At 73.3% G+C, this 18,588-nt stretch carries 12 protein-coding genes and 1 pseudogene; 7 read left to right on the top strand and 6 right to left on the bottom strand.

The genetic code is table 11. The features are described from left to right. Nucleotides 1–128: 128 nt before the first annotated feature. Nucleotides 129–875, bottom strand: coding sequence for an IclR family transcriptional regulator (locus ACFVTF_RS22280; RefSeq protein ID WP_387815834.1), 747 nt, complete (start codon nt 873–875; stop codon nt 129–131). A 98-nt stretch (nt 876–973) separates the two neighbouring features. On the opposite strand from ACFVTF_RS22280, the gene ACFVTF_RS22275 reads away from it, so the two are divergent. After that, the gene (locus ACFVTF_RS22275; RefSeq protein ID WP_387815832.1) at nt 974–2,140 is read left to right on the top strand and encodes a pyridoxal-phosphate-dependent aminotransferase family protein; all 1,167 of its coding nucleotides are present in this window, start codon (nt 974–976) and stop codon (nt 2,138–2,140) included. Between the two features lie 107 nt (nt 2,141–2,247). Further along, a complete protein-coding gene (locus tag ACFVTF_RS22270) occupies nt 2,248–5,316 on the top strand; it encodes an FAD-binding and (Fe-S)-binding domain-containing protein (protein ID WP_387815830.1) in 3,069 nt (1,022 codons plus the stop codon). Between the two features lie 52 nt (nt 5,317–5,368). Here the strand turns inward: ACFVTF_RS22270 and ACFVTF_RS22265 are convergent, their stop codons facing one another. Beyond that, complete coding sequence (locus ACFVTF_RS22265) at nt 5,369–6,964, bottom strand: M4 family metallopeptidase (protein ID WP_387815828.1); 1,596 nt, start codon at nt 6,962–6,964, stop codon at nt 5,369–5,371. A 209-nt stretch (nt 6,965–7,173) separates the two neighbouring features. Here ACFVTF_RS22265 and ACFVTF_RS22260 point away from each other — a divergent pair, with 209 nt between their 5' ends. After that, nucleotides 7,174–8,502, top strand: a complete 1,329-nt coding sequence (locus tag ACFVTF_RS22260) for a hypothetical protein (protein WP_387815826.1) — start codon at nt 7,174–7,176, stop codon at nt 8,500–8,502. Between the two features lie 36 nt (nt 8,503–8,538). Here ACFVTF_RS22260 and ACFVTF_RS22255 read toward each other — a convergent pair whose 3' ends face one another. After that, complete coding sequence (locus ACFVTF_RS22255) at nt 8,539–10,680, bottom strand: amino acid adenylation domain-containing protein (protein WP_387815824.1); 2,142 nt, start codon at nt 10,678–10,680, stop codon at nt 8,539–8,541. Between the two features lie 206 nt (nt 10,681–10,886). On the opposite strand from ACFVTF_RS22255, the gene ACFVTF_RS22250 reads away from it, so the two are divergent. The 4 genes from ACFVTF_RS22250 to efeU all read left to right on the top strand — a co-directional run bounded on the left by ACFVTF_RS22250 (nt 10,887) and on the right by efeU (nt 15,385). Further along, nucleotides 10,887–11,711, top strand: coding sequence for an ATP-binding cassette domain-containing protein (locus ACFVTF_RS22250; RefSeq protein WP_363589514.1), 825 nt, complete (start codon nt 10,887–10,889; stop codon nt 11,709–11,711). Between the two features lie 209 nt (nt 11,712–11,920). After that, the gene (gene efeO / locus ACFVTF_RS22245) at nt 11,921–13,069 is read left to right on the top strand and encodes an iron uptake system protein EfeO (protein ID WP_387815822.1); all 1,149 of its coding nucleotides are present in this window, start codon (nt 11,921–11,923) and stop codon (nt 13,067–13,069) included. A 106-nt stretch (nt 13,070–13,175) separates the two neighbouring features. Then, entirely contained in the window at nt 13,176–14,516 is a 1,341-nt protein-coding gene (gene efeB / locus ACFVTF_RS22240) for an iron uptake transporter deferrochelatase/peroxidase subunit (RefSeq protein WP_387815820.1), read from the top strand. A gap of 35 nt (nt 14,517–14,551) precedes the next feature. Further along, nucleotides 14,552–15,385, top strand: a complete 834-nt coding sequence (efeU, locus tag ACFVTF_RS22235; RefSeq protein ID WP_363589520.1) for an iron uptake transporter permease EfeU — start codon at nt 14,552–14,554, stop codon at nt 15,383–15,385. A 68-nt stretch (nt 15,386–15,453) separates the two neighbouring features. Here efeU and ACFVTF_RS22230 read toward each other — a convergent pair whose 3' ends face one another. From ACFVTF_RS22230 to ACFVTF_RS22220, 3 genes and pseudogenes are all read right to left on the bottom strand, one after another. Beyond that, nucleotides 15,454–15,726, bottom strand: coding sequence for a hypothetical protein (locus tag ACFVTF_RS22230; protein ID WP_387815817.1), 273 nt, complete (start codon nt 15,724–15,726; stop codon nt 15,454–15,456). A gap of 145 nt (nt 15,727–15,871) precedes the next feature. Further along, a complete protein-coding gene (locus ACFVTF_RS22225) occupies nt 15,872–18,436 on the bottom strand; it encodes an ABC transporter permease (protein ID WP_387815815.1) in 2,565 nt (854 codons plus the stop codon). 60 nt (nt 18,437–18,496) lie between these two features. Next, nucleotides 18,497–18,588: pseudogene (locus tag ACFVTF_RS22220) on the bottom strand (ABC transporter ATP-binding protein); the annotation flags it as partial.

Genomic DNA, 18,588 nt, shown 5'->3' with positions numbered 1-18,588 from the left:
GAGTTCCATCAGGCGCCAAGCATGGGATGCGCCGATACCGCCGTCAAGGGGTCGGGGCGCGGGCTCCGGATCGGGAGCACAGGCCCTGACGCACCGTCAGAGAGGCTTCGGGCAAGCTGAGTTCGCCGTCATCCGCGCGCTCCGAGCACGACGCCGAGCCGCTTCGCCGCCGCGCTGACCAGGGCTCCGTGCTCCGTCCGCGACGCGTCGGTGGCCCGGCTGGCGGGGACGTTGACGCTGATGCTCGCGACCGGCAGCCCGAGGCCCCCGATGACCGCCGAGGCGACCGCCGAGACGTCGGAGCGCCACTCGCCGCTGTTGGTCGCGTAGCCCCGGCGCCGGACCTCCGCCAACTCGTCCAGCAGCCGCCGCGGTTCGACGATCGTCGTGTCGGTGTACCGGGCCAGCCCCTCGGCGAGGTAGCTCTCCAGCGCCTCGGCGGGGCTCGCGGCGAGCACCGCCTTGCCGTTCGCGGAGGCGTGGGCGGGCAGGTCCTGCCCGAGCGGAAGGACGATCCGCACCGGCTGGCTGGTCTCCAACCGCTCCACCAGGATCACCCGGCCGCCCTCGGGCACGGCCAGGTGCACCGTTTCGCCGGTCTGCCGGCGCAGTTCCTCCATCACCGGCACGGCGGCGTCGCGCAGGCCCAGTTCGCCGGTGGCCTGCCGGCCGACCTGGAGCGCCTTGGCGGTGACCAGCCACCGGGTGGGTGCCCCGGCGGCCTGGCGCAGCCACCCCGCCGTGTGCAGCGTGAGCAGCGCCCGCTGCACGGAGCTCTTCGGCAGGTCCATGGCCCGCGCCAGCTCCGCGACACCGATCGGCTGGCGCGCGGCGACCTCCTCCAGTACCCGCAGTGCGTTGAGCACGTTCTGCATCCTTGACCCCCTTCGAAGGTGGCGTCTACGCTCCACTGTGCCGCTTCACGATACGACGTGCCGTCACACGGCACAACCCTTAAGGGGGTTCGACGCGTATGTCCTTCCGTACCGGCCGCCACTTCCTCCAGATCCCGGGCCCCACCAACGTCCCCGACTCCGTGCTGCAGGCGATGGCGGCTCCCACGACCGACCACCGGGGGCCCGAGTTCGCGACACTGACGCTCCGTCTGCTCAAGTCGATCGGTCCGGTGTTCGGCACCTCGGGCCCGGTCGTGATCTACCCCGCCTCGGGGACCGGCGCCTGGGAGGCCGCGCTGGTCAACACCCTCAGCCCCGGCGACCGGGTGCTCTGCTTCGAGACCGGGCAGTTCGCCACGCTCTGGCAGGAGATGGCCCAGGCCCTCGGTCTGCGGGTGGACCTGGTCCCCGGCGACTGGCGCCACGGCGCCGATCCCGAGGTGCTCGCGCGGCGACTCGCCGAGGACACCGACCGGACGATCAAGGCGGTGTGCGTCGTCCACAACGAGACCTCCACCGGAGTGACCAGCCGGATCGCGGAACTGCGCCGGGCCCTGGACGAGGCGGGCCACCCGGCGCTGCTGCTGGTCGACGCGGTGTCCTCGCTCGGCTGCCTCGACTACCGCCACGACGAGTGGGGCGTGGACGTCACGGTGTCCGGCTCGCAGAAGGGCCTGATGCTGCCGCCCGGGCTGGGGTTCAACGCGGTCAGCCGCAAGGCGCTGGTCGCCTCGCGCACCGCCGGGCTGCCCAGGTCGTTCTGGAGCTGGGCGCCGGTCATCGAGGCGAACAGGAACGGCTCCTTCCCCTACACCCCCGCCATCAACCTGCTCTACGGCCTGGACGCGGCCCTGCGGATCCTCGACGCCGAGGGGCACGCCAACGTCCACGCCCGGCACGCCCGGCACGCCGCCGCCACCCGGGCCGCCGTCCACGGCTGGGGCCTGGAGGTCCTGTGCGCGGACGAACGCGAGTACTCCGGCTCGCTCACCGCCGTCCTGCTGCCCGAGGGCCACGACGCGGACCGGTTCCGCGAACTCGCCCTGGAGCGCTTCGACATGTCGCTCGGCGCCGGTCTGGGCAGGCTCGCCGGCCGGGTCTTCCGGATCGGCCACCTCGGCCACCTCAACGACCTGACCCTCATCGGCACCCTCGCCGGGGTGCAGCTGGGCCTGGAGCTCGCCGGGGTGCCGATCGACCCGGCCGGCCTCGGCGCGGCGCTCGACGTGCTCCGCCGGCCGTGAACGCCTCGGCACCCCCAGGCACTCGGCACCCCCCCAGGCACTCGGCACTCCCAGACACTCGGTACCCCCAGACACTCGGCACCTGCGGACAGAGGAGCCAACCGGACATGACAGCGAGCAGTTCCGACGCCTCGACGGCCGGCCGCGGCCCCGAGCGCGCCGGCCGACCCGAGAACGGCAGCCACGACGGCGACACCCGCGCACTGGAGCACCGGCTCCGCCGCGACCTCGACGGCGAGGTCCGCTTCGACGACTACACCCGGCACCTGTACTCCCGGGACGCGAGCATGTACGCGATCACCCCGGTCGGCGTGGTCCTGCCCCGGCACGCCGACGACGTCCAGGCCGCGGTCGCCGCGGCGGCCGAACACGGCGTACCGCTGGTGCCGCGCGGCGCGGGCACCAGCCTCGCGGGGCAGACCGTGGGGCCCGGGCTCGTCCTGGACCTGTCCCGCCATCTGAACCGCATCGTGGAACTGGACCCCGAGGCCCGTACCGCCCTGGTGGAACCCGGTGTCGTCCAGGCCCAACTGAACCGCGCGGCAGCGCCGTCGGGCCTGGTGTTCGGCCCCGACACCTCCACCGCCAACCGGGCCACCATCGGCGGCATGATCGGCAACAACTCGGGCGGCAGCGGATCGCTGCGCCACGGGATGACCATCGACCACGTCCGGGAGCTCGACGTCGTGCTCTCCGACGCCAGCCGGGCCCACCTCGCCCCGGTCGACGCGGCGGAGCACCGCCGCCGGGCCGCCCTGCCGACCCTCGAAGGCGCCGTCTACCGTGAACTCCCGCGGATCGTCCGGGCCAACGCCCGGGCCATCGCCGAGGGCACGCCGGAGTTCTGGCGCCGCTCCGGCGGGTACCGCCTGGAACGGCTCCTCCGCGAGGCCGCGGTGGGCGCCATGGGCGCCATGGGCGCCGTGGACGCCGTGGACGCCGAGGGCGTCGAGGGCGTCGAGGAGGCCCCCTTCGACCTCGCCAAGTTCGTCGTCGGCTCGGAGGGCACCCTGGTCATCGCCACCAGGGCGCTGGTCGACCTGGTGCCCAGGCCCGCGCACACGGTCATCGCCGTCGGCCACTTCACCTCCGTCGCCGGGGCCGTCGACGCGACCGAGGACGCCCTCGCCTGCGAACCCGCCGCGGTGGAGCTCCTGGACCGGACGATCCTCGAACTCTCCCGGCGGAAGATCGAGTACGCCCCGCTCGGCGGCATCCTGGAGGGCGATCCCGGGGCGCTGCTGTTCGTCAGCTTCAGCGGGGACGACGAGGGCGAACTGCGCGGCCGGCTCCAGCGGCTGACCGCCCGGTGGGCCCGGCACGGCCACGGCTACCACACCCTGCACGCGGTGACCGCGAAGCAGCAGGAGGCCCTGCTCAAGGTCCGCTCGGCCGGCCTCGGCCTGCTGATGGCCGCCGGCGAGGGCACCCGCCGCCCGCTCGCCTTCGTCGAGGACACCGCCGTCGACCCGGTCCACCTCGCCGACTACACCCGCCGCTTCCAGGAGGTGCTGGACCGGCACGGCCTGGCGGCCGGCTTCTACGGGCACTGCTCGGTCGGCTGCCTGCACATCCGCCCCTTCGTGGACCTGACCGATCCCGCCCAGGTGACGACCATGCGGGCGGTCGCGGAGGAGATCCGGGACCTGGTCACCGAGTACGGCGGCGTCAACTCCAGCGAGCACGGCGACGGCCTGGCCCGCAGCGAGTTCAACCCGCTGCTCTTCGGGCGGGACCTCTACGAGGCGATGCGCGGGACGAAGCGGCTCTTCGACCCCCGGAACCTCCTCAATCCCGGCAAGATCGTCGACGCCCCCGCCATGACGGACCACCTGCGGGACCCGGCCCTGCCGCCCGCGCCCGAACTGCGCACCCGGCTCTCCTTCGAGGTGCTCGGCGGCATGCGGGGGGCGGCCGACCGGTGCATGAACATCGGGCTGTGCCGCAAGAGCGCCACCGGCACGATGTGCCCCTCCTACATGGCCACCCGGGAGGAGGAGCACTCCACCCGCGGCCGCGCCAACGCCCTGGTGAAGGCGCTCTCCGAGCCGGACCCCCGGCAGGCGCTGGGGGACGAGCGCCTGCACGGGATCCTCGACCTCTGCCTGATGTGCAAGGCGTGCAAGAGCGAGTGCCCGCTCGGCGTCGACATGGCCACGCTCAAGGCCGAGACCCTCTCCCACCACCACGACCTGCACGGGGTGCCGCTCAGGTCCCGGGTGTTCGGCGCGATCCGTCTGCTCAACCGGCTCGGCTCGGCCACCGCGCCGCTCTCCAACCTCCCGGGGCGCAGCCGCCTCGTCCGCCGACTGCTGGAACGGAGGCTGGGCATCACCGGTGCCAGGCCGCTGCCGGCCTTCGCGCGGAACAACCTGCTGCGGTGGTTCCGGCAGCACGAGGGCGCGGCCCCGTCGGCCCCCCTCGGCGAGGTGACCTTCCTGGCCGACTCCTTCACCACCTACACCGAGCCGGCCATCGGCCGCGCCGCCGTCGAACTGCTGGAACTGGCCGGCTGGCGGGTCCGGTTGGCGGCGCAGGGCTGCTGCGGTCGCGCGAGCCTGTCCAAGGGGCTGCTGGACGACGCCAAGCGGCAGTCGGCCGACTTCGCCCGGGCCATCGCCGCGACGGCCGCCCCGGACTCACCGGTCACCGGCTGCGAGCCGTCCTGCCTGATGACCCTGCGGGACGAACACCTGGCCCTGCACCCGGACGACCCGGTGGTCAGGGACCTCGCGGGCCGGGTCCGGCAGGTGGAGGAACTGCTCACCGAGGCGATCGACGCCGGACGCCTGCGCCTGAGCCCCGAGGCCTGGCCGGCCGGTCGCCGACTGCTCTACCACGGCCACTGCCACCAGAAGGCCGAGGTCGGTACGGCCGCCACCGTGGCCCTGCTCAACCGCATCCCCGGCGTCGAGGTGGTCGAACTGGACGCCGGCTGCTGCGGGATGGCGGGCTCCTTCGGCTTCGAGAGCGAGCACTACGAGGTGTCCATGACCGTGGGGAACGACCGGCTCTTCCCCGCCGTCGACGCCGAACCGGCGGACACCGTGATCGTCGCCACCGGTGCGTCCTGTCGCCAGCAGATCCTCCACGGGACGGAGCGCCACGCCTGGCACCCCGTCCAGCTCGTCCGCGAGGCCCTGTTGACCGGCACCGCAGCCGCCCCGTCCGGCTGAGCGGGAGCGCGGCGGCCCGGGTCAACCGGGCCGCCGCGCCGGACCGCGCGCGTCAGTTGACGTTGACGCCGCTCCAGGCCGCCGCGACGGCCTTGTACTCGGTGCTGTTGAGGCCGTACAGGTCCTTGGCCGCGCTCAGGGAGGCGGTGCGGGCGCCCTTGTAGGTGGTGGTGGAGGTCATGTAGACGGTCAGCGCGCGGTACCAGATCTTGGCGACCTTCTGGTTGCCGATGCCGGCCACCGTGGAGTTGTTGCAGGTGGGGCTGTTGTAGGTGTAGCCGTTGATGGTCTTGCTGCCGCTGCCCTCACTGGCCAGGTAGAACCAGTGGTTGCCGACGCCCGAGGAGTTGTGCACGTCGAGCTTGCCGACCGAGCTGCTCCAGCAGTCCGCCGACCGGCCGTCGAGCGAGGGCTTGTCGAAGCGGCGCAGCCACGGCGGGGTGGACTGGTCGCTGAACAGGTAGTCGGGGGTGTCCACCTTGTTGTTGGCGTACCACTCCACCATGGTGCCGAAGATGTCGCTGGTGGATTCGTTGAGGCCGCCGGACTCGCCGCTGTAGCGCAGGTTGGCGGTGGCGCTGGTGACGCCGTGGGTCATCTCGTGGCCCATGGTGTCGAGGTCGACCTGCTCGGGGTCGGTGCTGCCGTCGCCGTCGCCGGTCATCATGCAGAAGCAGCTGTCGGACCACTGGGCGTTGTCCCAGTTGGTGCCGACGTGGACGAAGACGGTGGCGCCCTTGCCGTCGTTCTTGATGCCGTTCCGGCCGAAGGTGTTCTTGTAGTAGTCGTACGTCCAGGCGGTGTTGGCGTGGGCGTCGACGGCGGCGGTGGAGCGGTCGGTGGAGAACTTCTTCCCGTCGCCCCAGACGTTGGTGGCGCTGGTGAACGCGGTGCCGGAACCGGCCTTGAGCGCGCTCGCCGCGACGTTGTTGGCGTCCTTGGTGACGTGGCCGCGGACCGAGTCCTTGAGGGTGTAGCCGCCGCCGCTCTGGGCGGTGGTGTCGATCGTGATGTCGCCGGTGTACTCGGAGTGGCCGGTGCCGGAGGCCTGGTGCTCGGCGTCGTAGGTCTCGATCTGCTCGCCGGTGGTGGCGTCGGTGACGACCACCTTGCCGGCCGGCTGGCCGTGCTCGCCGGTGCCCTCGACGGTGGTGCGCCAGGCGAGCCGGGGCGTGCCGTCGGCGGCCCAGACGACCAGTTCGGGCGTGCTGGTGGCGTCCTGGACGCCGGGCGCGGCCGCGAGCGCGCCGGCGGCGCCGGCCTGCGCGGGCACCTTCGGGACGGTGGACCCGACGGCGGCGTCGTGGGCGGCCGCGCGGGAGGAGTCCTTGAGCCGGCCGCGGGCGTCCTGGTGGACGACCAGGTCACCGCCGACCACCGGCAGGCCCTGGTAGGTGCGGTCGAAGCGGACGTGCTGGGTGCCGTCGGCGTCGAGGACGACGTCCTTGACCACGAGGTCCTGGCCGGCGCCGAAGCCGAACACCCCCGCGTTGTGGGTGACGTTGGCGCGGGCCTGGGATATCGCGGCCTCCCTCGTGCCGGTGGCGGCGGAGGCCGTGCCGGTGGGGACGGCGACGGCGACGAGGGCGGCGACGACCGCGATGGCTCCGGCCGCGAGGGGGCGGCGGGAGGAGGAGGTGGGGCTCACTCTGACTCCAGTCGGGGTAGCTGCAGGGAAAAGAGCTGCGACCGACATTGACGGCGATCAGTCAGATAGAGCTAGAGGAATGGTCATATCTTTGCCAAGTTGTGTCCTGTTCAAATCAAAAGTGAGCAGAAATCAACACCCGTGCCGCATATGGCCGATCGCGTTCCGACGCATGACGCACGACCCGACGAGGCCCTAGGCTCGCCCCCATGGACGGATGGGTGGGGGCCTGGACCGGCGGTCGGGCGGCGGTCCACGTGGGCAACGTCGCGGACTTCAACGAGCAGTTCTTCGCCCCGGGCATGGACGCCCCCCAGCGAGCCCGACGGCTGCGGCAGGCCCACCACTACGCCTGCCTGGCCACCTGCTACAGCCCCGAACCCGCGCTGCTGGTGCTGCCCGCCGAGCTCGGCCCGGAGTGGACCGACTGGCTGGCCCGGGAGCTGGAGTGGGGCCCGGTGGAGGTGCACGGCGGCGTCGCGCCCGAGCGGACGGTCGCCCGGGCGCTCGCCGAACGGCCGGCCCTGGCCGCGCGGATCGCCGCTCTCGGCCGGCCGGTGGTCGCCTGGGGCCGCACCGCCGCCCAGGGCGAGGGCCCCGAACTGGCCGCGGTGCACCGCTACGAGTCCAAGGCGGCGGCCCACGACCTGTTCGCCGAACTCGCCCCCGACCACCCGGGCGTCGTCGTCCCCCGGCAGGAACGCCCGGCCGGCCGGGGCCGGGCGGCCCGTCGGCTGACCGCCCGCGCCGCCCGGGGGCTGACCACCGTGCTGAAGAGCCCGCACGGCGTCGGCGGCTACGGCACCGTCGTGGTGGAGCCGGCCGACCTGTTCGCCGCCGGCGGCGGCCGGGCCCTGCTGCGGCGCCTGGTCCGCTCCGAACTCCTGCCCGCCCAGGGCGGCCTGCTGCTGGAGGAGCACGTCGACCCGGGCCCGGCCGCCCGGCTTCGCGACCTCACCTACGACGCGCTGGTCGGCCCGGACGGAGCCGTCCACCCGGTGGGCGCCGGCGACATGCACGTCGCCGGCACCCGCTACCAGGGCGTCACCGTCGGCCCCGACGCGGTGCCCCGGGGCGCCGCCGGGACGGCCCGCCGGTTCGCCCTCGCGGTGGGGGAGCGGCTGGCCGCGGAGGGCTACCGAGGCTGGTACGACGTGGACTTCGTCACCGACCGGCAGCGCCGGCTCGCCCCCACCGAGATCAACCTGCGGCTCACCGGCCCGGCCGTGGCCTTCATGCTGCGGGCCCGCCTCGACCAGGTGCGGGGCCCGGGCCACCTCGTCCGCACCCTGGACGCGATGCCGCTCGGCGCCCGGCTCGCCCCGGGCGCGCTGCACGACCACCTCGACCGGCTGCGGCCGCGCTGCGCCCGGCTCGACGTCACCCTCCTGCCGTTGATCCCGACGGCGGGCCACGACCCGGAGCCCGCCGTCGGCCTCGCCCTCGCCGGGCCGAGCACCGAGGCGCTGGACGCCGCGCAGGCGCTGCTCACGGCCGCGCACCACGGGCTGGCCGGGATGTTCGAGGCGCTGCGCTGACCGGCCCCCACCCCGACCGCTGCCGCCGAGCAGGCGTCACCGCCGGGCGGTCGGCCGCCGGATCAGGAAGACCAGCACCACCAGCGCGGCCACCATCAGCGGCACGTTGAAGGTGAACACCATCGCCGTCTCGCGCGGCCAGTCGGTCGCGTCGGTGAGCCGGTACAGGTTGTCCTGCGGCCACCAGGAGGCCAGCAGCCACACCACCGAGAGGTAGGTGAGCAGGGAGAGCCGGTACGACCGCCCCTGCCGCAGCACCGCCGGGAAGCCGAAGAAGAGGAAGGCCACCCCGGCGCCGAAGGCGAGGTTCTCGCACAGGTAGAGCAGCTCGAACCAGAAGTGGTACGCGTCGGGCACCGCCCCGAGCTGCGTCGCGCCGGGGAAGAAGAGGTCGGTGCTGACCCAGGCCATGAGCGAGAAGAACACCGCGCAGCCGAACACCAGACAGCCCGGCACGTCCGACGTGCCGCCGCGCCCGCCCCCGGCCTTGCCGCCGCCGCCCTTCCCCGCGCGCGACCCCGCCTTCGCCGATCCGGCGGCGGTGTGCTTCGGCGGGGCCGGCAGCGGCAGCGCGGCGCGGTCCAGCTTGCCGGCCCGGGTGCGCGGCAGCTCCGGCACCGGGACGACGGCCTCGGGCGCGCCGCCGACGGGCAGTTCGGCCGCCAGGTACTGGGAGAGCGACCAGCCGTCCGCCCCGTCCGCGTCCGGCGCGGTCACCGCGTACCCGACCAGGCTGCGCCGACCCGGCCGCAGCTCCAGCTCCACCACGACCGCCTCCCGGACCGCCGGGTGGGCGCGCAGCCGGCCCTCGGCCCGGGCCGCCGCCACGACCCGGGAGACCACCGCGGCCTTGCGGGCGAAGGGGACCGGCCCGACCACGTGCGCGGCCCGGCCGAGGAACTCCAGGACGCCGTCGTCCCGGAGCCGGCCGATGTCCCCGGTCAGCAGCACCCGGCCGTCCGGGTCGAAGTCCGCCCGGACGAACCGGTGGCGGGTGTCGTCGGCCTGGTTGAGGTAGCCCCGGCCGAGGCCGCCGCCCGCGACCGCGATCTCGCCGGCCTGCCCCGGCGGCACCGGGGTGCCGTTCAGGCCGACCACGTACACCCGGGTGCCGGGGAACGGCCGGCCGATCAGGGAGACCCGCTCGCCGTCCTCGGTGGCCGCCGTGCCCCGCGCGTCGAAGTAGGTGCTGTCCACGCCGGCCTCGGCGAGGCCGTACACGTTGAGCACCCTGGTCCCGTCGCCGAGCAGCCGTTGGAGGCCCAACTGCTCGTCCAGGTACCACTTCTCGGCGCCGACGGTGAGCAGCCGCACGCCGGGCAGCGGCGTACCGGCCAGGGGTTGGCCTGCCCGTGGCGCGCCGCTCCGGGCGAGGTGGGCGGCCAGCCGGCGCGCGAGGCGGGCGTTCAGCTCCAGGACGGTGATCCCCTCGGCGGCCACCAGGGCGGGCAGGCCGGCGAGGTCGGCGGTGCGGTCCAGGGTGAGGTTGCGCGGGGCGACCACCAGGGTGGCACCGGAGCCCAGCGCCCGGACCCAGTCGGCGGTGAAGACGTCGAACTCCAGGCTCGACGTCTGCAGGATCCGGTCCGCCGGGGACAGCCCGTACACCTCGCGCCAACCCCGGTACGCGGACAGCAGGTTGCGGTGCTCGACCAGGGCGCCGGTGGGCAGGCCGGTGGAGCCCGAGGTGTAGAGGACGCAGGCGAGGTCCGCCGGGCCGGTGGGCGCCCCCGGCGGGTCGGACGGTGCTTCGGTGAGGTCGGCCGTGTCCAGGCAGACGATCTTCGCCGGGCCCGCGTCGGTGAGCCGCACCCGGTGGTTCTCCTCGGTCACCACCAGGTCCGGGGCGGCGTCGGCCAGGACGTGCCGCAGCAGCGCGTCCGGCGCGCTCGGCTCCAGCGGCACGTACGCGGCGCCCGCCTTCAGCACCGCGAGCAGTGCGACGTACACCTGCGTGCCGCGGCCCAGGGCCACCGCCGCCCGGCCGCCCGGGGCCAGGCCGCGCGCCGCCAGGTGGCGGGCCAGCTCGTCGGCCCGCGCGTCCAGTTCCCCGTACGTCAGCTCGGCGTCCCCGCAGCGGACGGCCACCGCCTGCGGTGCCCGCCGGGCCCGCAGTTCGACCAGCCCGTGCAGCGTGTCAGCCGTCCGGCCCTCGGCCGCTTCCCCGTCGGTCGGCATCGGTGCTCCCCTCGTTCGCTCCGAATGCCCAGATCATCCTCCCAACTCCCTTCGGGCGACAGGGTTCTGGAGCGTCCACTCCTCGGACGGCCCGGACCCGCGCGCGGCGACGGTTGTACTCTGCACGCAGACGGTCGGCGCCGGCCCGTCCGGTACGGCGCCTCGCCCGCGCCCTGTCCGGCGCCGCACCTCGGAGGTCCGCCCCCATGAGCTCGTCCGTCCCGTCCTTCGACGGCCCGCTGCTGCGCACCCAGGACGTGGACGTCGTACGCGACGGCCGCCACCTGCTGCGCGGGATCACCCTCGCCATCGAGCCGGGCGAGCACTGGGCGCTGCTCGGCCCCAACGGCGCCGGGAAGTCGACCCTGCTCGCCCTGCTCGGCGCGGTCTCCCACCCCACCCGGGGCGAGGTGGACGTGCTCGGCCGCCGGCTCGGCCGGGTGGACATCCGCGAGCTGCGCGCCCACCTCGGGCACGTCAACCCCCGGCACCCGCTGCGCTCGCCGCTGAGCGTGCGCGAGGTGGTGCTCACCGGGCACACCAACACCATCGAGCCGGAGTTGCACCGCAAGCCCGGCCCCGAGGTGCTGGAGCGGGCCGAGCAGCTGATCGAGACGCTCGGCATGGGCGCGATCGCCGAGTCGGCGTGGACCACCCTGTCCCAGGGCGAGCGCGGCCGGGCCCTGATCGCCCGCGCGCTGATGCCGAGCCCCCGCCTGCTGCTGCTCGACGAGCCCGCCACCGGGCTGGACCTGACCGCCCGCGAGCTGCTGCTGGACAGCCTGGACCTGCTGCGCCACCAGCACCCGGAACTGGCCAGCGTGCTGGTCACCCACCACCTGGAGGAGCTGCCGGAGAGCACCACCCACGCCCTGCTGCTGCGGGACGGGGAGTGCGTGGCGGCCGGGCCGGTGGACGAGGTGATGACCACCGAGCTGATCAGTGTGACCTTCGGCCACCCGATCCGGATCAGCCGGCACGAGGGCCGGTGGACGGCCCGGGCGGCCGCGCGCCGTACGCCGGGGCGCTGACTGGTCCCGGTCGGGGTATGGCCGGGGCGGGCAGGGGGGGCGGGCCGGGCGGTCGGTCCGCTTCCGGCGGGGGGCGGGTATGGACGTAAAAAAGTTTTTACGTAAGGTATGCCTTAGCTAAGGCGGGGTTGTCGCTGGTTCGGCGCCCCCACCGGCGCTCAGCCCTGCCCCGCCCTGGCACACCCATGCCCTTTTCCGTTGGAGCCCGCATGTCCGCCCGTCGCCGTTCCACCGCAGCCGCGCTGCTCACCCTCGCCGTGGCGACCGCCACCCTGGCGGGCTGTGCGACGAAGAAGGACGACAAGGCGGGCGGCGCGGACGCGATCAAGATCAACGCGACCGACACCGCCTGCGAGGTCTCCAAGACCAGCTTCCCGGCCGGCCACGTCGTCCTGGACATCAGCAACAAGGGCGGCAAGACCACCGAGGTCTACGTCTACGGCGCCGGCGACAAGATCATCACCGAGCGCGAGAACATCGGCCCCGGCACCAAGGCCACCATCAACGCCGAGATCAAGGCCGGCTCCTACGAGATCGCCTGCAAGCCCGGCATGGTCGGCGACGGCATCCGCCAGAAGATCACCGTGACCGGCGAGGGCGCCGGTGCGGCCGCCGCCGACCCGCGCCTGACCGCCGCCGTCGACGCGTACCGCACGTACGCCCAGCAGCAGGCCGACGCCACCATCCCGGCCGTCGAGGCCTTCGCCGCCGCGATCAAGGCCGGCGACGTGGAGAAGGCCAAGTCGCTGTACGCGCCGTCGCGCACCGGCTGGGAGCGCACCGAGCCGGTCGCCGAGAGCTTCGGCGACGTCGACCCCAAGACCGACACCCGCGAGGACAAGCTGGAGGCCGGCCAGGAGTGGACCGGCTGGCACAAGCTGGAGAAGTCGCTCTGGGCCGACGCCAGGATCGGCGACGACGAGAAGAAGCTCGCCGACCAGCTGGTCAACGACCTCAAGGACTGGCAGAAGAAGATCCCCGAGGCCGAGATCACCGCGACCAGCATGGCCAACGGTGCCAAGGAACTGCTGGACGAGGTCGCCACCAACAAGATCACCGGCGAGGAGGACCGCTACAGCCACACCGACCTGGCCGACTTCCAGGCCAACGTCGAGGGCGCGCAGAAGGCCTACGAGCTGCTGAAGCCGGTCGCCGCCGAGAAGGACCCGGAGCTGTCCAAGACCCTGGACTCCGAGTTCACCGCGATCCAGGCCCTGCTCGCCAAGTACAAGCAGGCCGACGGCACCTTCACCTCCTACGACAAGGTCACCGAGGCCGAGCGCAAGACCTTCTCCGACGCGGTCAACTCGCTGGGCGAGCCGCTGTCGAAGCTGGCCGCCGCCGTGGTCGTCAAGTAACGACCGCAGCCCACCCGAGCACCGTCCCCACCCCACCGACGCCGTGGCGGCCCGAAGCGGCCGCCACGGCATCGGCGAGTCAGCACAGAGAAGGATCCGCCCGCCGATGGACGCCGAGAACGCCAAGGGCACCGAGAACCCTGAGAACCCCGAGAACCCCGAGGGCACCGCGAACGCCCCGGCCGCTGCCGCCGGTGGTGCCGGGGGCGCCGTCAGCCGACGGGCCGTGATCGGCTGGGCCGGCGCGGGCGTCGCGCTCGGCGCCGCCGCCGTCGGCTCGGTCGCCGCCGCCACCCGGCAGGACGACCCCGCCCCGGCCCCGGCCGCCCAGACCGGCGCCGAGGTGCCCTTCTACGGCGAGAACCAGTCCGGCATCGCCACCCCGGTCCAGGACCGCCTGCACTTCGCCGCCTTCGACGTCTCCGAGAAGGCGACCCGCGAGTCGCTGGTCAAGATGCTCAAGGAGTGGACCAAGGCGGCCGCCGCGATGACCGGCGGCCGCGAGGTCGGCACCGGCGCCGCCGACGGCCTGCCCGAGGCACCGCCGGACGACACCGGCGAGGCCCTCGGCCTGCCCGCCTCCCGGCTCACCCTCACCATCGGCTTCGGCCCCACCCTGTTCGACCGGGACGGCGTCGACCGCTTCGGCCTCGGCGCCAAGCGCCCCGAGGCCCTGATCGACCTGCCGAACTTCAAGGGCGACAAGCTCGACCCGCTGCGCAGCGGCGGCGACCTCTGCGTCCAGGCCTGCGCCGACGACCCCCAGGTCGCCGTGCACGCGATCCGCAACCTGGCCCGGATCGGCATGGGCACCGTCAACATCCGCTGGTCCCAGCTCGGCTTCGGCAAGACCTCCTCCACCACCCCGGACGCCCAGACCCCGCGCAACCTGCTCGGCTTCAAGGACGGCACCCACAACATCGCGGGCACCGACGGCGCCGGGCTGGCCGAGCACGTCTGGGCCGCCCCCGGCGACGGCCCCGAGTGGATGACCGGCGGCTCCTACCTGGTCGCCCGCCGGATCCGGATGCACATCGAGACCTGGGACCGCGCCTCGCTCAAGGACCAGGAGGACACCTTCGGCCGCACCAAGGGCGAGGGCGCCCCCTACGGCAAGGCCAAGGAGCACGACGCGCCGGACCTCAAGGCGATGCCCGCCGGCTCGCACGTCGCCCTGGCCCACCCGGACGCCAACAACGGCCTGATGATCCTGCGCCGCGGCTTCTCCTTCACCGACGGCACCGACGGCCTCGGCCGCCTGGACGCCGGCCTGTTCTTCCTCGCCTACCAGCGCGACACCCGCAAGGCCTTCGTGCCGCTCCAGCAGCGGCTCGCGGCGAGCGACAAGCTCAACGAGTACATCCAGCACGTCGGTTCCGCCCACTTCGCCTGCCCGGCGGGCGTCCGCAAGCCCGGGGAGTGGTGGGGCCAAGCGCTCTTCGGCTGATCCCCCGACCCGTTCAACCCCCCGAGGAGAGTGCCGTGTTCGGCAACTACCTGATCGGCCTGCGCGAAGGCCTCGAAGCCAGCCTGGTCGTCTGCATCCTGATCGCCTACCTGGTCAAGACCGGCCGCAGGGACAAGCTGCCGCCGGTGTGGATCGGCGTCGCCTCCGCCGTGGTGCTCAGCATGGCCTTCGGCGCCGTGCTGCAGTTCGGCTCGTCGCAGCTCACCTTCGAGGCCCAGGAGGCGCTGGGCGGCTCGCTGTCGATCATCTCGGTCGGGCTGGTCACCTGGATGGTGTTCTGGATGCGCCGCACCGCCCGGCACCTGAAGACCGAACTGCACGGCAAGCTGGACGCGGCCATCGCCATGGGCACCACGGCCCTGGTCGTCACCTGCTTCCTGGCGGTCGGCCGCGAGGGCCTGGAAACCGCGCTGTTCATCTGGTCGGCGGTGCAGGCCACCAACGACGGCTACAACCCGCTGATCGGAGCCGCGCTCGGCCTGCTCACCTCGGTGGTGCTCGGCTGGCTGTTCTACCGCGGCGCGCTGAAGATCAACCTGGCCAAGTTCTTCACCTGGACCGGCGCGATGCTGGTGGTCGTCGCGGCCGGCGTGCTCGCCTACGGCGTGCACGACCTCCAGGAGGCCGGCTGGCTGCCCGGCCTGCACAGCGTGGCCTTCGACATCAGCAGCACCATCCCCAAGGACAGCTGGTACGGCACCCTGCTCAAGGGCGTGTTCAACTTCCAGCCGGACCCGACGGTGCTGCAGCTCGTGGTCTGGCTGCTCTACCTGGTGCCGACCCTCGCCGTGTTCTTCGGCCTGTTCGGCGGCAAGGCGAAGCCCGTCGCCGCCAAGCCGGCCGCCTGACCCCTTCGTCCGGCGAACCGCCCCGCCCCGTCCGGCACCCGCCGGGCGGGGCGGTGTCGTGTGCGGCGCTACCCCCCGTACAGGCAGAGGAAGACGATGAAGGCGACCAGCCCGACGGCCGCGGCGATCCACGGGCCCGGCGCGAACTCCTGCCGGACGTACCCGGCGTCGTGCGTCTGCGACAGGTGCTCGGAGGCCTTCGCCTGCGCGTCGAACGTCGCCGATCTGCGGTAGCCGCAGCTCTCGCAGACCACGCGCCGGGTGTTGTTCCGCCTTGAGACGACCTTCACCGCGTGCTGGTGCCCGTGCGGGTCCTCGCCCGTGAACCGGCTGGTCTCCATGCCTTGGCCCCCCTCGCCTCGCCCCTGTGCGCGCGAGCATCCTTGCACGCACCACCGACAGCCGTACCCCGGTGGGACCGGGATACGCCGGAGCCCCGGACGGTCGAGGACCGTTCCGGGGCTCCGGCGCGCTTGCGGGGGGCGTCTACTCGCTCTTGATCGCGCCCAGGATGTCCATCCGGGCGGCCCGGTGGGCCGGCCAGAGGGCGGCCAGCAGGCCGATCACCGCGGCCGCGACCAGGAAGCCGACGATCTGCAGCGGCGGCACCACGGTGGTCATGTTCTTGAACGAGTCCGCCATCGTGCGGGTGCCCGCCCAGGCCACCAGGATCCCGAGCCCGATCCCGACCGCGCCGCCGAACAGCGCGATCAGCAGCGACTCCAGCCGGACCATCCGGCGGATGCCGATCCGGTCCAGGCCGATCGCCCGCAGCATGCCGATCTCCCGGCGCCGCTCGAACACCGACATCGCCATGGTGTTGACCACGCCGAGCACCGCGATCACCACGGACATCCCGAGCAGCCCGTACATCATGTTCAGCATGTCGGTGACCAGCTTGCGGCTCTCCGCCTTGATGTCCTTCTCGCCCTTGACCGCGATCAGCGGGTTGCCGCCGGTCGCGTCGCGCAGCGCCTGCTTCAGCTTCTCGTCCGCACCGTGGACGCCCTTCACCAGGACCTTGTCCGGGCCGGCGCCGGGCAGCGCGTGCGGGCCCACCACGTTGTCCGGGGCGACGATGCCGGCCAGCGCGGTGTTGGCCTCCAGCACGGCGCCGATGGTGAGCGAGCCCTTGGTCTTGTCCGGGTAGGTGACCGCGAGGGTGTCGCCGACCTTGTAGTGGTTGCGCTCGGCGGTGCCCGAGCTGACCATCAGCCGGCCCTGCTTGAGGGCGTCCGCCGAACCGTCCTTGACCTTGACGGTGGCCAGCTGGTCGATGGTCGCGGCGTCGACGGCCGTCAGCCACTCGCGGTCGGAATCGTCCTGGCCGGTCTCCACCGGGACGCTGCGCGTCACGCTCATCGCGCTGACGCCGGGCGCCTTGGCGATCTGGCCGGCGACGTCGGGGGAGAGCATCGAGCCGTTCTGCATGGCGACCGTGAAGTCGGCCTTGAGGTCGTCCGCGGTCGCCGCGTCGACGGCCTTGTTCACCGAGGCGCCGACCACGGTCAGCGCGGTGATCAGGGTGACGCCGATGGTCAGCGCCGAGGCGGTGGCCGCCGTCCGGCGCGGGTTGCGGATCGCGTTCTCCTGGGCCAGCTTGCCCGGCGTGCCGTAGACCTTGCGCAGCAGCGGGGCGAACAGCGCGATCAGCGGCCGGGCCAGCAGCGGGGTCAGCACGAACACGCCGATCAGCAGGGCGCCCGCGCCGAGGCCGACCAGCTTGACCTCCTTGCCGCTCGCACCGGCGGCCAGCGCGCCCGCGCCGGCCAGCGTGAACAGCAGGCCGATCGTGTTGCGGATCCGCAGGCTCTTCTGGGTGGCGGGCTGCTCGACCGAGCTCATCGCGGCCACCGGCGCGATCCGGGAGGCCCGGCGGGCGGGCAGCCAGGCCGCCAGCACGGTCACCAGGACGCCGACGCCGATCGAGGCGATCACCGTGGAGGGGCTGACCACCAGCGGGCCGTCCGGGAGGTTGGCGTCCACCGGGCCGTTCAGCAGCGCCTGCAGTCCGGCGGCGATGCCGACGCCGGCGAGCAGACCGGCCACCGAGGCGGTCAGGCCGACGAGCAGCGCCTCGACCAGCACCGAGCGGGTGATCTGCTTGCGGCTGGCACCGACGGCGCGCAGCAGGGCGAGCTCCTTGGTGCGCTGGGCGACCAGCATGGTGAAGGTGTTGGCGATGATGAAGATCCCGACGAACAGCGCGATGGCCGCGAAGCCCATCAGGAAGGTGCTCAGGACCTTGGTGCCCTGGGCGATCATCCGGTCCTGCTCCTCGGCGAGCGAGCGTCCGGTCTTGGCCACGATCGAGTCGTCCTGCGGGACGGCCTGCTTGACGGCGGCGAGGAGTGCGGTGTCGTCCGCGCCCGGCTTGCCCTTGACGTCGAGCTCGGCGTAGCGGCCCGGGTTGAGGTAGAGCTGCTGGGCGGTGGCGGTGTCGAAGGCGGCGAGCGAGCCGCCGGCCAGCACGCGCGGGTCGTTGGTGTGCAGGGTGCCGGTGAGCTTGAGCTCCATCACCGGGCCGTTGACGGCCACCCGGACGGTGTCGCCGACCTTGTAGCCGCCCTTCTCGGCGGTCTTGGCGTCCAGCGCGATCTCACCCGAGGTGCGCGGGCCGCGCCCGTCGACCAGCGGGTAGCGCGGGTCGGTGCCGTCGGCGCCCGGCACGTAGTTGGTGCCGGTGGTGGAGAAGCCGTCGCCGATCAGCGCGCCCTTCTTGTCGGCGATGCCGGCGAAGCCGCTGACCACGCCGCGCGCCTCGGCGGCGCCGGGCAGCGCCGCGACGGCCTTGCGGGTGTCCTCGGTGAGGGCCGCGCCGGAGGAGGTCCGGCCGGTGTGGTCGTAGCCCCGGCCGACGGCGTCGCGGTCGCTGACCGTGACGGCGATGTCGGTGTAGCTCTTGGAGCTCTGGGTCCTGAGCGCGTTGCCGAGGGTGTCGGTGAAGACGAGCGCGCCGGAGACGAAGGCGGTGCCGAGCAGCACGGCGAGCATCGTCATGAGGAGTCGGCCCTTGTGGGCCAGCACGTTGCGCAAAGCGGTGCGGTACATGAGGGGGTGTCAGTCCTGGGGGTTCTCGAAGGTCGGGGTCGCCGGGGCCAGCGGGGCGCTCTAGCTGGTGCGGCCCTTGGCGTCGAAGCGGCGCATGCGGTCCAGGACGGTGTCGGCGGTGGGGTGGTGGAGTTCGTCGACGATGCGGCCGT

This window comes from Kitasatospora sp. NPDC057940 (genome assembly GCF_042887425.1).
Taxonomy (GTDB): Bacteria; Actinomycetota; Actinomycetes; order Streptomycetales; family Streptomycetaceae; genus Kitasatospora.
Note: the sequence above shows the minus strand (reverse complement) of the source record. Positions and strands in the feature narration are given on the sequence as shown.

Bases quoted from the DNA above. Each gene is read 5' to 3' on its own strand.
- ACFVTF_RS22280 (WP_387815834.1), bottom strand. From the start codon at position 875: ATGCAGAACGTGCTCAACGCACTGCGGGTACTGGAGGAGGTCGCCGCG.
- ACFVTF_RS22275 (WP_387815832.1), top strand. From the start codon at position 974: ATGTCCTTCCGTACCGGCCGCCACTTCCTCCAGATCCCGGGCCCCACC.
- ACFVTF_RS22270 (WP_387815830.1), top strand. From the start codon at position 2,248: ATGACAGCGAGCAGTTCCGACGCCTCGACGGCCGGCCGCGGCCCCGAG.
- ACFVTF_RS22260 (WP_387815826.1), top strand. From the start codon at position 7,174: ATGGACGGATGGGTGGGGGCCTGGACCGGCGGTCGGGCGGCGGTCCAC.
- ACFVTF_RS22255 (WP_387815824.1), bottom strand. From the start codon at position 10,680: ATGCCGACCGACGGGGAAGCGGCCGAGGGCCGGACGGCTGACACGCTG.
- ACFVTF_RS22250 (WP_363589514.1), top strand. From the start codon at position 10,887: ATGAGCTCGTCCGTCCCGTCCTTCGACGGCCCGCTGCTGCGCACCCAG.
- efeO (WP_387815822.1), top strand. From the start codon at position 11,921: ATGTCCGCCCGTCGCCGTTCCACCGCAGCCGCGCTGCTCACCCTCGCC.
- efeB (WP_387815820.1), top strand. From the start codon at position 13,176: ATGGACGCCGAGAACGCCAAGGGCACCGAGAACCCTGAGAACCCCGAG.
- ACFVTF_RS22230 (WP_387815817.1), bottom strand. From the start codon at position 15,726: ATGGAGACCAGCCGGTTCACGGGCGAGGACCCGCACGGGCACCAGCAC.
- ACFVTF_RS22225 (WP_387815815.1), bottom strand. From the start codon at position 18,436: ATGTACCGCACCGCTTTGCGCAACGTGCTGGCCCACAAGGGCCGACTC.